Source organism: Paenibacillus oralis, assembly GCF_003863965.1.
Lineage (GTDB): Bacteria > Bacillota > Bacilli > Paenibacillales > Paenibacillaceae > Fontibacillus > Fontibacillus oralis.
On sequence record NZ_RRCN01000001.1, the window covers coordinates 6464053 to 6480667 of the forward strand.

Sequence of the window (16615 nt, forward strand, 5' to 3'; positions counted from 1 at the left end):
CGTGATCTGTTACTCTACGGCGTTGGCTGCATCCTGTGCGGCCTGGACGTTTTCCAGCATTTGCTCCGGCTTGATTTCTTCGCCGATAATTTGCTGAATTCCCATGCTCAGCGCCGTATTTACATCAGCCTGCACCAGTGCGTCAAACGCCGGGAACGAGGTGCCGATTTCGCTGACACCCTTGAAAATGTCCTGCATCAGCGGGTCGTCGGACGCCGTTTTCATCTGCTCGAGATCCATTTTCATCGCCGGCAGCACGCCATCTTCTTTAAGCCCGCGCAGCTGCATTTCTTCCGTCCACATGTTTTTGATGAACTCTTTGACGGCCGCGAGCTTTCGCGGATCTTCCGCGACGGCGCTGGAGAAGCCGTACCCGTTGTTGGCGTCCTGCATCACGATGACCGGGTCGCCTTCGTTCAGCGGCGGCATGTTGAAGTAGCCGATTTTGCCGACCATGTCGCCGGCCTGCTCGGGATCGCGGAAGACGGAGTTGGCCCAGGAGCCGTCCATCATCATCATCGCTTCGCCCGTAATGATTTGATTTCTCATGTCCGCGTATTCAAAGCCAAGCTCGCCTTTTTTGTAGTAATCCTTTTGCACCCATTCCTGGTGTTTGGCGATCGCTTTGACCATACTTTCGTCCGTCCATTTCGTTGCGCCGGTCTTGAAGCCGTACGTAATTTCCGGCCCCGCGTAATACGACCATAAATTGTTTGTGGTCATCAGCGGAATCCAGGCGTCCTTGGAGGCTTGCGCAAACGGAATTTTGCCGTCGGCCTTGATTTTCTCGGCGATTTGCTCCAGCTCGCCCAGCGTTTTGGGCACCTGCAGCCCTTTTTGCTCAAAATACTCTTTATTGTAGAAAAAGCCTTCGATCGATCCGCCGATCGGCAGTCCGTACACTTTGCCGTCATGGGTAAACGGATCGAGGGTCGTGAACTTATCCTTGATGCCAAGCTCTTCGATAATTGGCGTCAAATCGAGCATCAAGCCCTCTTTAGCATACAGCTCCGCATCCGGGCTGCCGAACACATCGAAGATTTCCGGCGGTTTCCCGGCGGCCATTTCGCCGCGCAGCTTCTCCTTGCGGTTGACTTCGGAGTCCACTGCGTCCAGCTTGACCGTCAAACCGGGGACGGCCGCTTCCGTCTGCTTGACAACATCCTCGAGCATCGCCAAACGGAACTTCTTCGATTCCCCGACTTGCGTGTGGCGAATCGTAATCTCGAACGGTTCATTGCTCGTCTCCGTCCCGGTTCCGGCATTCCCGTTATTTGCGGTCCCTTGCCCTTCGTTGGCCGGAGCTTGATTCCCCCCGTTTCCTGATGATCCGCAGCCGGCGAGCAGCGCGGAGGCGATAAAAATCAATGACAGCAGCAGCATCAAACTTTTCCTCATGTTTCTAGACCCCTCCTCAAACGCGGTAGATTCACTTACACCCCTCATTATAGAAAGCGTCTACTTTTTTGGTAAGGAGGACATTTTTCTATTAGAGGGATAATATCATCCAAAAGACAAAATGAAAACGGTTAAACCTGACATGTAAATGTCCGATTTAACCGTTTCGGTCAAGATTATTCATTTTAACGTCATGTTAATTAACATGAACCTGTCTTTGCTCAGCTGCTTCTCGTTCTCCCTCATGAATGATCCGGTACGCTCGCTCGATCTGTTCCTCCGTCGGCGACGGAACGCCGTCAAGCGGATAATCCCAACCAAGCTCCTGCCATTTGTAGATCCCCATTTGGTGGTACGGGAGAATCTCGAACTTCTCAACGCCCTGCAAGCTGCCGATAAACCGCCCAAGATCCCGCAGATCTTGTTCGTCGTCATGGATGCCGGGAACGAATACGTGGCGAATCCACATGCTCCGTCCCTGATCGGACAACCAGCGGGCCATGTTCAGCATCCGGTCGTTTGGTTTGCCGGTCAGCTTGATGTGCTTTTCATTGTCGATATGCTTTAAATCAAGCAGTACGAGGTCGGTCACATCCAGCAGATCGCGGATTTTATTCCCTTCATTATACCCGTTCGTATCCAGCGTCGTATGAAGGTTCCAACGTTTCTTCACTTCCCGGAACAGCTCGGTCACGAACGGGGCTTGCAGCGTGGCTTCCCCGCCCGAGACCGTAAGCCCTCCGCCGGACGGGCGGTAGTAGTTCAGGTAGGGTTCGATTTCGGCGAGCACTTCCTCAACCGTCATTTCTTTCCCGCCCGACAGGTTCCAGGTGTCCGGATTATGGCAGTACTGGCACTGCAGCAGGCAGCCTTGCATGAAGAGCACGAAGCGAATACCCGGGCCATCGACCGTTCCGAAAGTTTCTAATGAATGTATGCGACCTTTTAGCATTTTCGTCACCCTTTCTGTGACAGGCTGAACCGGGGGTTCAACCTGTAATCGGCTGCCTGTATGCAGGTAGTGAGATTACATTTTGCCGTGGAATGTCCGGTTGATGACATCCAGTTGTTGTTCGCGGGTCAGCTTGATGAAGTTCACCGCATAACCCGATACGCGGATCGTCAGCTGCGGATAATTTTCCGGATGATCCATCGCATCCAGCAGCGTTTCTCGATCGAACACGTTGACGTTCAGATGGTGGGCTTTGCTGCCGAAGTAACCGTCCATCATCGACACAAGGTTCGATTTGCGGGTGTCGAGTTCTTTGCCCAACGCCTTAGGCACGATCGAGAACGTGTTGGAAATGCCGTCCAAGCTGTGTTCGTACGGCAGTTTGGCCACGGAATTCAAGGAAGCCAGCGCACCTTTCTTATCGCGGCCGTGCATCGGGTTGGCGCCCGGCGCAAACGGTTCGCCCGCTTTGCGTCCGTCCGGTGTCGTCCCCGTCTTCTTACCGTAAACGACGTTCGAAGTAATCGTCAGGATCGATTGTGTCGGCAGCGAGTTGCGGTAAGTTTTGTGTTTGCGGATCATGCCCATGAACGTTTCCACAAGTTCAACCGCAATTTGGTCGACGCGGTCGTCGTTGTTGCCGTAGCAAGGGAATTCGCCTTCGATTTCAAAGTCAACGGCGATGCCGTTTTCGTTGCGGATCGGTTTGACTTTGGCGAATTTGATCGCGCTCAGCGAGTCGGTCGCTACGGACAAGCCGGCGATACCGCAAGCCATCGTCCGGAGAATGTCGCGGTCGTGCAACGCCATTTCGATCCGTTCGTAGCAGTATTTATCATGCATGTAGTGGATGACGTTCAGCGCGTTGACGTACAGCTTAGCCAGCCATTCCATCATCGGAATCAGACGTTTTTTGACTTCATTGTAATCGAGATATTCGGACGTGATCGCCGGATATTCCGGACCGACTTGGACGCCGGATTTCTCGTCTTTACCCCCGTTGATGGCGTACAGCAGAACTTTTGCCAGGTTGGCGCGAGCGCCGAAGAACTGCATTTGTTTACCGATTTCCATCGCCGACACGCAGCAGGCAATACCGTAATCGTCGCCGTAGATCGGACGCATCAAGTCGTCGTTTTCGTATTGAATCGAGCTGGTCTCGATCGATACTTTGGCGCAATATTTCTTGAACGCGTCAGGCAATTGTTCCGACCAAAGCACCGTCAGGTTCGGTTCCGGAGCCGGGCCGAGATTGTACAGCGTGTGCAGGAAGCGGAAACTGTTTTTCGTAACGAGCGTTTTGCCGTTCACCGACATTCCGCCAAGCGATTCCGTTACCCAAGTCGGGTCGCCGCTGAATAGTTCGTTGTAGTCCGGAGTTCTCAGGAATTTCACGATCCGCAGCTTCATGACGAAATGGTCGGCCAGTTCTTGCGCGGTTTCTTCGGTCAGCGTTCCTTCGGCCAGGTCGCGTTCGATGTAAGCGTCCAGGAAGGAGGATACGCGTCCGAGGGACATGGCGGCGCCGTCCTGTTCCTTAACGGCTGCCAGATAACCGAAATACAGCCATTGGAAAGCTTCTTTTGCGTTGTTTGCAGGTCTGGAAATATCGAATCCGTACATTTCGCCCATCTGTTTCAGTTCGCCGAGCGCGCGGATTTGTTCGGACAGCTCTTCGCGAAGGCGAATCACATCCTCGTCGATGACATCCACTTCGAGAGCTTTCAGTTCCTGTTGTTTTTGCTTGATCAGGAAATCCACGCCGTACAGCGCCACCCGGCGGTAGTCGCCGATGATCCGGCCGCGGCCGTAAGCGTCGGGAAGCCCGGTAATAATGCCGGCTTTGCGAGCCGCTCTCATTTCCGATGTATAAGCATCAAAAACGCCTTGGTTGTGCGTTTTGCGAATATGCGTAAACAAGTCGATAATTTCCTGCGGCAGCTCATAGCCGTAAGCCTTGCAGGAGTTGACAACCATGTTGATCCCGCCGAACGGGCGAATCGTACGTTGGAAAGGAGCCGAGCCCTGTACGCCTACGATTTGCTCTTTGTCCTTATCCAAATACCCCGCAGCGTGGGAAGTGATTGTGGATGGCGTGTTGACGTCCACATCCAGCACCCCGCCGGCTTCCCGTTCTTGCTTGGACAGCTGCGACACGATTTCCCACAAAGCTTTCGTGTTGGCCGTCGCGCCTGCCAAGAAGGATTCGTCGCCTTCATAAGGTTTGATGTTGGTTTGGATGAAATCGCGGGTGTTCACTTCTTTCATCCATTTGCCCGGTTTGAATCCTCTCCAAGCATTGTCTACGGTTTGTACTTCTTTTTCGATCACCGACATCTTTATTCCCTCCATTTATATTTTGGTCGCGGTTCGAAGGAGATGTACCGCGCCTCATGATCCCTTAAAAATTTGTGATATTTTTCACATAAAATACGTGATAAATTTCACATTCATTGCGTTAAATGTACCTGATAAAAGGTTTCGATGAGTCCCGTTGTTTTTCCCTGGGTTCATCCGTCATAAAACTTTGAGGGATCATTTATACTGTAATCATAGCTTAACTTGTCGAATAAGATTGTGAGAAATATCACATATAGTGATATTTCTCACGTTTTCAAAGGGCTTTGTTCACTTAATTTTCAAATCTTCCGTAGAAAGCATCGCGGTAAACTTCCGCCAACTCTGTCACCAGCGGCAGCTTCGGATTGGCGGTTGTGCATTGGTCCTCGAATGCGCGGTCGGCCAAATAATCGACGCGCGATTCGAACACTTTCGGATCGAAGCCGAGATCCTGGAATGTTTCCGGAATGCCGAGCTTTCTGTTCAGGTCGCGAATCGCATTGATCAGGCTCTTCACGCCTTCTTCCGTCGTCCGCGCCGGCAAGCCCAGGATGCGGGCGATTTCCGCGTAACGTTCATCGGCCGTGAAATGCGTGTATTTCGGCCATGCGGCAAACTTCGTCGGCTTCTTGGCATTGTAGCGGATGACGTGCGGCATCAGGATCGCATTGGTCCGGCCATGCGCCGTATGGAATTCGCCGCCCCATTTATGGGCCAAGCTGTGGTTGATGCCGAGGAACGCGTTGGAGAACGCCATCCCCGCGATCGTCGAAGCGTTGTGCATTTTTTCGCGGGCCAGTTCATCGCCGGTCAGCGCCGATTTTTCAAGGTACTGGAAGACGAGTTGGATCGCTTTAATGCACAGTCCGTCCGTGTAATCGTTGGCCATTACGGATACGTAAGCTTCGATCGCATGCGTCAGAACGTCCATCCCCGTGTCGGCCACCGCGGTTTTCGGCAGGCTGTACACGAATACCGGGTCGATGATCGCCACGTCCGGCGTCAGTTCGTAATCGGCCAAAGGATACTTCGTATTGCCTTTGATTTTGTCCGTGATGACGGCGAACGACGTTACTTCCGAGCCCGTTCCCGAGGTCGTCGGAATGGCCACGAATTTCGCTTTTTGTCCGAGCCGCGGATATTTGTATAGGCGTTTGCGGATATCCATGAATTTTTGCTTCAGGTTAAAGAAATCTTCATCCGGATATTCGTAGAACAGCCACATCCCTTTCGCCGCGTCCATCGCCGACCCGCCGCCGAGGGCGATTATGCAGTCCGGCTGGAACTTCGCCATCATCTCCTGACCGCGTTCCACCGTCGTTGTCGACGGATCCGGTTCGACGTCCGAGAACACTTCGATCGCTACCGGCGTTTGGCGTTGACGGAGGTAATGCTCAACTCTTTCCACGTAACCCAGCTTCACCATCATCGGGTCAGTAACGATCATGACGCGGGAGATGTCCGGCATTTTCGCCAAATACTGGGTCGAGTTTTTCTCAAAATAAATTTTGCTAGGCACTTTAAACCACTGCATATTCACGGTACGACGGTTCACCCTTTTCACGTTGATCAGATTGACGGCCGTAACGTTCGACGACGTCGAGTTGCGCCCGTAGGACCCGCAGCCGAGCGTCAGCGAAGGCAGGTTCGAGTTGTAAATGTCGCCGATGCCGCCTTGCGAGGAAGGCTGGTTCACCAAAATCCGGCAGGTCGGCATCCGGTCGGAGAATTTCTGGATGATTTCCTGGTTGTTCGAATGAATGACCGAAGAGTGGCCCATACCGCCGAACTCCACGACTTCCAGGGCGCGTTCGATGCCCTGCTCGGCGTTTTTCACTTTATAGCAAGCGAGCACCGGGCTAAGCTTCTCCGCGGAGAGCGGGAATTTCGGACCGACGCCTTCAATTTCGGCGACGAGGATTTTCGTTCCGGCCGGCACGTCGATACCGCACATTTCCGCAATCTTCGTGGCCGGTTGTCCAACGATCACCGGGTTCACCGCGCATTTATCGGCGATGATCGCGCCTGCCGTCAGTTTTGCCGCTTCATCTTTGTTTACGAAATAGCAGCCGTTGGCGATCATTTTCTTTTTCACCTGGTCGAACACGGGTTCCTCAATAATGACCGCTTGTTCGGAAGCGCAAATCATGCCGTTGTCGAACGTTTTGGAAAGAATCAGGTCGTTGACGGCTTGATCGAGATTCGCACTCTTCTCAATGAAGCAAGGCACGTTGCCGGGGCCGACGCCAAGGGCCGGTTTGCCGCAGCTGTACGCCGCTTTTACCATCGCGGAACCGCCGGTAGCGAGGATGCAGGCTACGTCCGGATGGTTCATCAAAGCGTTCGTGCGGTCCATCGACGGATTTTCGATCCATTGGACGCAGTCGGCGGGCGCGCCGTGCTTCACCGCGGCCTCCAGCAATATTTTAGCGGCTTCCGCGCTGCATTTTTGAGCGGATGGATGGAAGCCGAAGATGATCGGGTTGCGTGTTTTTATCGCAATCAGCGACTTGAAAATGGTGGTCGACGTAGGGTTCGTCACCGGCGTAATCCCCATGATGATACCGACCGGCTCGGCGATTTTCTGGAAGCTGTCAAAATCGTTGTCCTCGATAACGCCTACCGTTTTGTCGTATTTGATGTTGTGGTAAATGTACTCCGTGGCGAACATGTTTTTAATGATTTTGTCTTCGTACACCCCGCGGCCAGTCTCCTCTACCGCCATCTTCGCGAGATGCATGTGTTTGTCGAGACCCGCCAGGGCCATCGCCTGCACGATGCCGTCAATCTGCTCCTGCGTCATGCTCATGAACGCCTCGGAAGCTTTTTTCGCTTTGTCGATCAAAGTTTGGATGTAAGCTTCCGGAGTGGGCTGGGCTTTCGTCGTCGCTTCATTTTTTACGGCCATTTCTCTCATCCTCCTGAGTTTGGTAAGGATCAACCTGCAGTTAAGACGGGTTATCAACAAGTTCGTGAAATTTTTCACTTGCAAGTTCATCCTTAAAAGATGTGCTTCTTCTTTTTATGGTTTGATCATAGCATAGAGAGATAATTTTGTATAGTGAATTTTTTCACAAAGTATAAAAAGTTCTGAAATTTTTTCGCTTATCATGCGAATTTCGTGAATTTAGTCACAATGTTAGAATTTCGACACTTTTTCGTCCTTTCAAGCCCCCAAATTTTGCAATAATCGTTATATAATTAATTAAAAATTTCATAAAAATCAGGAATATAAAGGGGAAATCCATGATGAGTGAAATCGTAAACGCCACCCTGCCCCGCGGTAACACGAGCTGCTTTACAGAACAAAACTTCAACCGCCTTCTCGTTACAATGAAAGATAAAGCATATCCCGAGGGGACGCATTTGTTCTGGGAAGGTGATTTTTCCGATAAACTGTTTTACATCAAACGCGGACGCGTCAAATTAACCAAATCGACCGACGAAGGTAAAGAACTCATTTTGTATATGTATGGACGCGGCGACATGGTTGGCCAGGCCGATCCGTTCTTCAGCACCAAGCACAGCTTCACGGCCGAGGTGATCGAAGATTGCGAAATCGGCGTGATCGATCAAAAAGATCTTGAAATCATGATATGCCAGCACTGCGATTTTGCGATCGACTTCATGAAATGGATGGGCATCCACCATCGCCTGACGCAGACGAAATTCCGCGATTTGATGATGTACGGCAAACCGGGCGCTCTTTGCTCGACGCTGATCCGCCTCAGCAACACGTATGGCGAGCAGCATGGGGACACGATTCTGATCAACAAAAAAATTACGCATACCGACCTATCCAACATGATCGGAGCTACGCGCGAAAGCGTCAACCGGATGCTCAGCGACCTGCGTAAAAAGGATGCGCTCGAATACGAGAACGGCATGATCGTCATCAAAGATATGGTCATGCTGCAGGATATTTGCCACTGCGAGCTGTGCCCGAACGAAATTTGCCGGATCTGACCTGCCGCGCACCTGGCTATATGTGCCTGTCCTTAATATGCAAAGCCGTCCCGATTACGGGACGGCTTTTTTGTCTGGCTACGTTTTCTGGACGAAAACGCAAAAAAAACCGGCTCGGGATGAGCCGGTAGCCGGTTTATGCTGCTTTTCCATCTTCCATTGGTTTCGCCTTTTTTCGTACCGGGGATATGAACCAATACGCCATGCCCACAAACACCGCACCGCCGACGATATTGCCCACCGTCACCGGGATCATATTGTGAAACCAACCTGCAAGGGTGACCGTATCGGGATGGTTCGGCAGCAGCAGCGACAAACTGAGCAGCGTCATATTGGCCACGCTATGCTCGTAACCGCTGGCGATAAAGGCGTACAGACACCACCAAATCAACACCAGCTTGGCGATATCCTCCTTGGCGCGGTTCGCCATCCATAACGCAAGGCAAACGAGCCAATTACATAGAATGCCGCGGAAAAACAGCTCGGTGACCGGAGCGCCCATCTTCTTCGCGGCAGAGGCAAAAATAAGATGCTCCGGCGCCGCCGTTTTGAACAGCCCGCTGCCGACGATCAGCAAACAAAGCACAACCGCCCCCGCCAGGTTGCCGAGAAACACGATCGTCCAGTTCTTCGCCGTATCGCCTACCGTTGTCCGCCTCGCCAGCGTGCTTGCCGCAAAAAACATATTGTTCCCGGTAAACAGCTCCGATCCGGCAAAAACGACCAGCGTCAGGGCGAGCCCGAAGGACATCCCCATCAGCATCGTCTGGTACGGCGATTTCGCCGCGGCCAGCGGTGCGCCGATGCTGAAGATGAGAATAATGCCGAGCCCGACGTAAGCGCCGGCCAGCATGGCCGAGACGATATACCTCGGCAAGCTTTCATTCATTTTTTCTTTTTTCTTGACTGCCGTTTCCACAATGGCTTCCACATTTGGCGTGTACATTGCTGTTTCCTCCCCTTATACCTGTCCTCCATTGAAAGCAAGCGCGGCGATTCCTGGGAGCAGGGTCACCGCGCTTACGCTCTTGCCGGGCCTATACTTGCTGCAAGGCGCTGGCGGCGATCGACACCTGTCCGCCCTCCACCTTAACCGGGAACATCGGCACTTGTCCGCTGTCCGGGGCCTGAACCAGGCCGGTCGTCAGATCGATTTTCCAATCGTACAGCGGATCGTAAAGGTAGTTCCCCGACACGATTCCTTCGGCGAGCGGCCCGCCTTTCGGATGGGGATTTTGATTCAGGGCGGCGAAGATGCGCCCGTCGGATAAGCGGAACACCGCCAATTCACGGCCTCCGGCCTCCACCACGCGCCCGATCTGGGGCAGAAACTGCTCCACGGGCCCCACCGGGAAAAATGTCTCTTTACTCATGTCCTTGTTCATGCTCCTCTTCCCCTTTCCTGTCATCCGTCCGGTTTAGTTCGTCTGTTCGCTCATTTCCAGGCTGTGGAACAGCTTGCCGCGCGTTTCGTTGTCATCCAGCATCTTTTTCCACGGGTCCGAAACCTGCTTCAAGGCAAACTCAATGCGCTCTACCAACGCTTTGCGGTTTTCCGCATCGTCCACTACCGCCGCGCGGATATTGTCCAGCCCCATCCGTTCAACCCACTCCGACGTTCTTTCCAGGTAGTTGCCGGTTTCGCGGTAATGCTGGATAATGGCTGCGCACAGCTCGATCAGTTCCTCGTCGGTCTTCACTTTGCACAGCGAGTCCGCAAGCCGGGCCTTGATCCCTCCGTTGCCGCCGATGAAGATTTCCCATCCGCCGTCGTTGCCGACGATCCCGATATCCTTCGTGCACGATTCGGCGCAGTTGCGCGGGCAGCCGTTCACCGCCATTTTGAATTTGGCCGGAAAATCGAGCCGTTCGAATTTGCGTTCAAGCTGCGCGCCCATGCCCATCGAATCCTGTGTGCCGAACCGGCAGAACTGCGAACCGACGCAGGTTTTCACCGTGCGGAGCGATTTGGCGTAGGCGTACCCCGACGGCATGTCGAGCTCGGCCCACACTTTCGGCAGGTCTTCTTTTTTCACGCCGATCAAGTCCAGCCGCTGGCCGCCGGTGACCTTCACGACCTTCACATCGTATTTCAGCGATACGTCGGCGATTTTCTTCAGATCCTCCGGCGTCGTCACGCCGCCGTACATCCGCGGCACAACGGTGTAAGTCCCGTCCTTCTGTATGTTGGCGCTCATCCGCTCGTTCACGAAGCGCGATTCCTTTTCGTCCTCGTGCGTGTCCGGGTACAGCATGCCGAGGTAATAGTTGATGGCCGGGCGGCATTTCGAGCAGCCCTCCGGCTGGCTCCAGCCAAGCACGTTCATCACTTCTTTGGTCGTCTGCAGCCCTTTCGCCTTGATCTCAGCCACGATTTCATCACGGCTCAGCGTCGTGCAGCCGCAAATGCCCTGTTTCGCCGCCGACTCGAACCCGTCTCCCAGCACGTATTGCAATATTTGCTCAACCACCGGCTTGCAGCCTCCGCAAGACCGGGTCGCCCCCGTGCAGGCTTTGATCTCGTCGACGGTCGTCAATCCCTGATTCGTGATCACGTCGACGATCGTCCCTTTGGTCACCCCGTTGCAGCCGCAGACGATTTCGTCGTCCGCCATCGTTTCGACCGAAGCTTTCTTTTGGCCACCGCCGCCGCAGCAGCCCGTGCCCATCAGCGAGTCGTACAATTCGTCCGTCATCTCCGCCTTCTGCTTGATCAGCTTCTGCAGCTCGGCCGAATCGTTAATGTCGCCAAACAGCACCGCGCCTACAAAAACGTTGTCCTTCAGGAGAATTTTTTTGTAGGTCCGTTTCCAATCGTCTTTGCTGCTGATCACCGTATGTTCCGGACCATCGATAAATTCCCCGGTCGAAAACACGTCAACCCCGGATATTTTGAGTTTGGTCGAAACGACCGAACCGGTGTAAGGCGCTGTTTCCACGCCGCTGATATGCTTGGCCAGAACCATGCCCTGCTCAAACAGCGGAGCGACGAGGCCGTAGCAGATGCCGCGGTGCTCCGTGCACTCGCCGACGGAATATACGCCCTCCAGCGACGTCTGCATATAATCGTTCACGACGATCCCGCGGTTCACTTCGAGGCCGCTCGCTTTGGCCACCGCAACGTTCGGTTTGATGCCGACGGCCATGACGACGAATTCCGCTTCCAGCTCCGTGCCGTCGGCGAACCGCAGCCCGCTTACCCGCGAATCGCCAAGCAGCTCGGTCGTCTGCGCGCCCATTTTAAATTTGATGCCCTGGCGCTCCAGTTCCGCTTTCAGCATCCCTGCTGCCTGATGATCCAACTGGCGTTCCATCAAATCTTCCATTAAATGCACGACCGTTACGTCCATGCCGAGCTGAACGAGTCCTTTGGCCGCCTCCAGCCCGAGCAGCCCTCCGCCGATGACCGCCGCTTTGCGGTACGTCTTGGCCGCCTGGATCATTTGTTCGCAATCCGAAATGTCGCGGAAGCCGACTACCCCTTCCTTATCGCTCCCGGGAACCGGCAAAATAAACGAGGTCGATCCGGTAGCGATCAGCACCTTATCGTACGGCACGCGCTCACCGTCCTCGGTGACAACCTGCTTCGTCTCCGCGTCGATCCGGGCAACCGCCGTTCCGGTATGCAGCGTAATGCCGTTGTCACGGTACCAGTTCAGATCGTTCAGAATAATATCATCTATCGTTTTGCTGCCTTCAAGCACATAGGAAAGCATGATCCGGTTGTAGTTGGGATGCGGCTCGCTTCCGAACACCGTAATTTCGAATTTGGAGGTTAATTTCAATATTTGCTCAACGGTGCTGATCCCCGCCATTCCGTTACCGATCACGACCAGTTTCTCTTTCGCTGTAGCCATCATCATCCATGCCCCTTTCAGAATAAGACTGTTCCGATTCTTAATTAATCTCCTGTAAATCCCTTATGTCGAAAGTATACATTTAAAATTAAGAATAGTTTGTGATTACATTCACATTAATTGTGAAAGTTATCACATGTAATTGTCACATTTTTTTTTGCATCCCTATTGAAAAATCCGCAGCCTCTTATCTAAGAGAACTGCGGATTTATTTTCTTCAGGTCCGAAATTTCACTTTCGCACCAAAGTGATTTCCACATTATCCTGGGGTTTTAACCTCATGTCGAGGCCGGTGGACAGCAATTTCTTTTGATTTACTTTCAGCACCCATGCTTCCGTATCATCCGGACGGTACCCGTTAACGGAGACGATATATTGCCCGGTTTTGTTCAGCTCCACGAGCCCGCTCCGCTTGAGCAAGTCCCTCACGGTCGTGTTTTCATTGTATTGATGGACAAAATAGCGTTTGAGCTGCGGATTTTGGCTTCCCCCGTTCACGGTCAGCAGCAGCGAAGCTCCATTGGGGCTCACCGCAGCGCTGCCTACGGTTTTAACGTAAACCAGTATGTTGTCCCCCGCCTTGAGCAGCTTGGCCCAATCGCCGGACGGAAGCTCCCTGTCATTCAAGCGGACTCCCCACTCCAGCGTCGAATCAAGCGACACTGCGCCAACGGATTGAATTTTGCTCCTATCCTCCGCCAGCTCTATGATTCCGCTGCTTTCAAGCGCCTGAAGAACGGTGATCCCTTCCGTATAATCAAAATGCAATTTTCGCTTCACATCGGGGATAAACGTGCCCCCGTCAATTGTTAAGGTAATGTCATGGGCTTCCCCATCCTCGCTTTGCAGCTCTTCCGAAGGATCCGGTTTGTCGATCGTGCCGCCATCGGCGCAGGCTGCCGTGAAGAACGCCATCAATATCACTAGTCCAGCCAGCCATTTCAACCTATTGCGCATCGCCGCCCCGCCTTTCCTCTAATCATTTTTCCTTATTCGATCCAGGAATATTCCGTAACTTAAGCATACCGGACCAACAGAAAGTTCTCAAATTTCGGGGCGGGCGCAAAGAACCCTTCCCTGAGCAGGGAAGGGCCGAGGCCTGAATACGTCAAGTTATTTTGTATATCGCGGAAATAATATATTGTTCTCCAGGTGTACATGCGTAAAAGTCATGGCTTCCAGCTCTTCTAGACGCGAATAGGTCAAACGGTATCTGGTGCACGCATGGCCGGGCGGCTGAAAATCGCCGGTCAATTCCCGCAATTGTTTAAGGATATCCCCCGCCGCGTCATGTTCGGATTCCAACTCCGCGATGGCGGACCGCAATTTTCCCAGCACTTCCGGGTCCCGGCTCTCCTCCCAAAGAATTATTTTGGGAAACTCTTCTGCCTCTTCCTTGTCGGTATGCTCCAGCAGCTCGCTCCGAAGCTCGCCGAACAACCGCTCGATCTCGCGCAAATGCGTATCCGCATCCCCATGGACCCGGGACACTTTGGTCACATTTTTTTGGATTTCCGGCAGTTCTTCGCGCAAATAGCGATGGTGCGTGTTTACGATATGCCCGATCAAATCGGCCGATTCCGCCTTTGTCCAATCCTGTTCTTCCTCTGCCCGGGGATGTTTGGCCGCCATGCGGTTTAAGTCCGTGAGCAGCGCTTCAACCGGGATGCCCCGCTCTGCCGCCGCTTCCCCCAACGGGCGTGCGCCGCCGCAGCAAAAATCGATTTTCCGCCCGCGGAAATAATCCGCCGATTTCGGGAAACGAAGCACGATATCACGGACCATGTCTTGTTCCTTAAATAATGCTTGTATGTGATTCATCCGGAAAGACCTCCTGAGCTAATGTCGTAAGCTTACGCTTTTAACTTAATGCATAGAAGCGTCTCCCCTTGTGATTTTAGTCACTTTCAACTTTTCTTACTTCCGATGAAAATATTAAAAGGCCACCCGTAGCCGGGAGGCCTTGTTGTTGCCTGGAATTGCAAATAAGTTCGTTTTACTTCAACACATCATGATCCACGTAACGTTCGCCGTTTATTTCGCTGATCAGTTCGATCGCAACTTTTGCCCCGTCGCCGGCCGTAATGATTGTATGGACGCTGACGCCCGCCGCCGTGCCGGCTGCCCAGATCCGCGGAACGCTGGTCCGGCCTTGCCCGTCCGTGGCGATAACGGTTTTGATTCTCGGCTCGCGGCCTTCTTTCAGCTCCAGCCCGGTAGCGTTTGCAAGATCGGTCAACGCGCCGGTAGCCAATATGATATGGGACGCCTCGTAGCCGCGGCCGGATTCCGTTTTCACGGTTACTGTCGAACCGCCGTTGGCATCGATATGCGTCACTTTTTCCTCAATGAACTTGGCGCCGAATTTTTCGGCCTGCTCCCGTCCGATTTTGAGCAAATCCGGTCCGGAAATGTCCTTTGCCCCGTAATGGTTCTCTATCCAGGCCCGCTTTGTCATGCTCGCGTTGCTGTCCAGAACAAGCGTTTCTTTGCCCGCCTTGGCCAAAAATAACGCCGCGCTGGCTCCAGCCGGCCCCGCCCCGATTACAATTACCTCAGCCACAAGTACACCTACTTTCTAAAATTTTCATGCCGCCTTCGCGACCCGAAAGCGGCATGTGCTTACTTGATCCACTGATGCGCCCAGGTCTGCACCTGCTCCATCACCGGACGAAGCGCCCGCCCTTTTTCGGTCAACTCATATTCGATGCGAACCGGCGTTTCCGGATAAACATGACGGACCAAAATCCCCTCACATTCCAAATCCTTCATCCTCTCCGATAGCATCTTGTCGCTCATGGAAGGAATCTGATTGGAAATATCCTTGAAGCGTTTCGGCCCGCTCATCAGGGTTTGAATAATCAAACCGTTCCAGCGTTTTCCCAAAAACGAAAAAGCCGATTCAAATCGCGGACACATTCCATTCGAATGCTCATCCATAACATTCACCTCATTATTATAGCAAGCCTGCAAGCATAAAACTTACCTTAAGTAAGTTAGTATATTTCATAATAGCATATTTACACACGAAAAGTAAGGGGGCTCCTTATTCATCACCCCATATCCGCAAAAACGGCCGCCTTGGCGGCAGCCGCTAATATAGTATATTACGTTTACGGTCAGTTATACCCACCACATTTCCGCGGCGGAATCCTCCATAAGCACTTGCTGCAGATTGCGTACGGCCTTGGTAAACCCTTCATCGATCGACATCAGCCCGTCTTCGTGCTCGATGCTGACCGCGTAATCGTAGCCGTACAGCCGCAGCGCGCTGATGATATCGGCCCATGTCTTCAGATCGTGCCCGTAACCGACGGTGCGGAACTGCCAAGCCCGCTCCTGCATGTTCGTGTAAGGCTGCATATCCGTAATGCCGTAACGGTTCACGTTCACCGGATCGATCGTCGTATCTTTGGCGTGGAAATGGTGGATGGCGCCGGCCTTGCCAAGGATCGAAATCGCTTGAACGGGATCGATCCCCTGCCACCACATATGGCTCGGGTCGAGGTTGGCCCCGATCACTTCACCGGCCGCTTCGCGCAGGCGCAGCAGCGTCGCCGGCGTGTGCACGGAAAATCCGCCGTGCAGCTCAAGCCCGATCTTCACATGGTGATCGGCGGCAAATTTGCCCCATTCCGTCCAATACGGAATGACTTTATTTTTCCACTGCCAATCCAGAACCTCCTGGAAGTCGTTGGGCCAAGGGGCCACTGGCCAGTTCGGGTATTTAGCATCCTCATGATCGCCCGGGCAGCCGGAAAACGTGTTGACGACCGGCACTTCCAGCAATTCGGCCAATTGGACGGTTTTGACGAAAGCATCGTGGAACTCTTTGGCGACCGCTTTTTGCGGATGCAGCGGATTGCCGTGGCAGCTCAGTGCACTGATGATGAGACCGCGGGATTCCACCGCCTTTTTGAACTCATCTCGCGCCGCTTTGTTTTCCAGCAGCACGTCAGGATTGCAGTGGGCGTTCCCCGGATGTCCGCCGGTGCCGATTTCCACGGCCTTCAACCCTTGAGCGGCCGCTTTATCGAGCGCTTGTTCCAAGGGAAGACCTCCGAACAGCACCAGAAATACTCCTAATTTCATGTAAGCTCCT

General features: G+C 53.3%; 13 protein-coding genes. 1 reads left to right on the plus strand and 12 read right to left on the minus strand.

Annotated elements, in window-relative coordinates:
- Window positions 1-9: 9 nt before the first annotated feature.
- From EHV15_RS28900 to adhE, 4 genes are all read right to left on the minus strand, one after another.
- The gene (locus EHV15_RS28900) at window positions 10-1398 is read right to left on the minus strand and encodes an extracellular solute-binding protein (protein ID WP_128634283.1); all 1389 of its coding nucleotides are present in this window, start codon (window positions 1396-1398) and stop codon (window positions 10-12) included.
- A 196-nt stretch (window positions 1399-1594) separates the two neighbouring features.
- Complete coding sequence (gene pflA / locus EHV15_RS28905; RefSeq protein ID WP_128634284.1) at window positions 1595-2350, minus strand: pyruvate formate-lyase-activating protein; 756 nt, start codon at window positions 2348-2350, stop codon at window positions 1595-1597.
- Window positions 2351-2425: 75 nt separating this feature from the next.
- Window positions 2426-4687, minus strand: a complete 2262-nt coding sequence (gene pflB / locus EHV15_RS28910; RefSeq protein WP_128634285.1) for a formate C-acetyltransferase — start codon at window positions 4685-4687, stop codon at window positions 2426-2428.
- Window positions 4688-4982: 295 nt separating this feature from the next.
- A complete protein-coding gene (gene adhE / locus EHV15_RS28915; RefSeq protein WP_128634286.1) occupies window positions 4983-7598 on the minus strand; it encodes a bifunctional acetaldehyde-CoA/alcohol dehydrogenase in 2616 nt (871 codons plus the stop codon).
- A gap of 341 nt (window positions 7599-7939) precedes the next feature.
- Here adhE and EHV15_RS28920 point away from each other — a divergent pair, with 341 nt between their 5' ends.
- On the plus strand, window positions 7940-8656 hold the full coding sequence (locus EHV15_RS28920) for a Crp/Fnr family transcriptional regulator (RefSeq protein ID WP_036621673.1): 717 nt from the start codon (window positions 7940-7942) through the stop codon (window positions 8654-8656).
- Between the two features lie 136 nt (window positions 8657-8792).
- Here the strand turns inward: EHV15_RS28920 and EHV15_RS28925 are convergent, their stop codons facing one another.
- The 8 genes from EHV15_RS28925 to EHV15_RS28960 form a co-directional block, all read right to left on the minus strand.
- Window positions 8793-9602 (minus strand): formate/nitrite transporter family protein, encoded by an 810-nt coding sequence (locus tag EHV15_RS28925; RefSeq protein WP_128634287.1) that lies wholly within the window; start codon window positions 9600-9602, stop codon window positions 8793-8795.
- A gap of 91 nt (window positions 9603-9693) precedes the next feature.
- Window positions 9694-10041: a nitrite reductase small subunit NirD gene (gene nirD, locus EHV15_RS28930; protein ID WP_178075987.1), complete on the minus strand. Its 348-nt coding sequence runs from the start codon at window positions 10039-10041 to the stop codon at window positions 9694-9696.
- Between the two features lie 33 nt (window positions 10042-10074).
- Window positions 10075-12513, minus strand: coding sequence for a nitrite reductase large subunit NirB (gene nirB / locus EHV15_RS28935; RefSeq protein ID WP_128635593.1), 2439 nt, complete (start codon window positions 12511-12513; stop codon window positions 10075-10077).
- 231 nt (window positions 12514-12744) lie between these two features.
- Window positions 12745-13470: a DUF4430 domain-containing protein gene (locus EHV15_RS28940; protein ID WP_128634288.1), complete on the minus strand. Its 726-nt coding sequence runs from the start codon at window positions 13468-13470 to the stop codon at window positions 12745-12747.
- A 156-nt stretch (window positions 13471-13626) separates the two neighbouring features.
- Window positions 13627-14334, minus strand: coding sequence for an iron-sulfur cluster repair di-iron protein (gene ric / locus EHV15_RS28945; protein WP_246061818.1), 708 nt, complete (start codon window positions 14332-14334; stop codon window positions 13627-13629).
- Window positions 14335-14509: 175 nt separating this feature from the next.
- Complete coding sequence (locus EHV15_RS28950) at window positions 14510-15076, minus strand: FAD-dependent oxidoreductase (protein WP_128634289.1); 567 nt, start codon at window positions 15074-15076, stop codon at window positions 14510-14512.
- Window positions 15077-15135: 59 nt separating this feature from the next.
- The gene (locus EHV15_RS28955) at window positions 15136-15453 is read right to left on the minus strand and encodes a winged helix-turn-helix transcriptional regulator (protein WP_128634290.1); all 318 of its coding nucleotides are present in this window, start codon (window positions 15451-15453) and stop codon (window positions 15136-15138) included.
- A gap of 183 nt (window positions 15454-15636) precedes the next feature.
- On the minus strand, window positions 15637-16605 hold the full coding sequence (locus EHV15_RS28960) for a sugar phosphate isomerase/epimerase family protein (RefSeq protein ID WP_128634291.1): 969 nt from the start codon (window positions 16603-16605) through the stop codon (window positions 15637-15639).
- Window positions 16606-16615 lie beyond the last annotated feature (10 nt).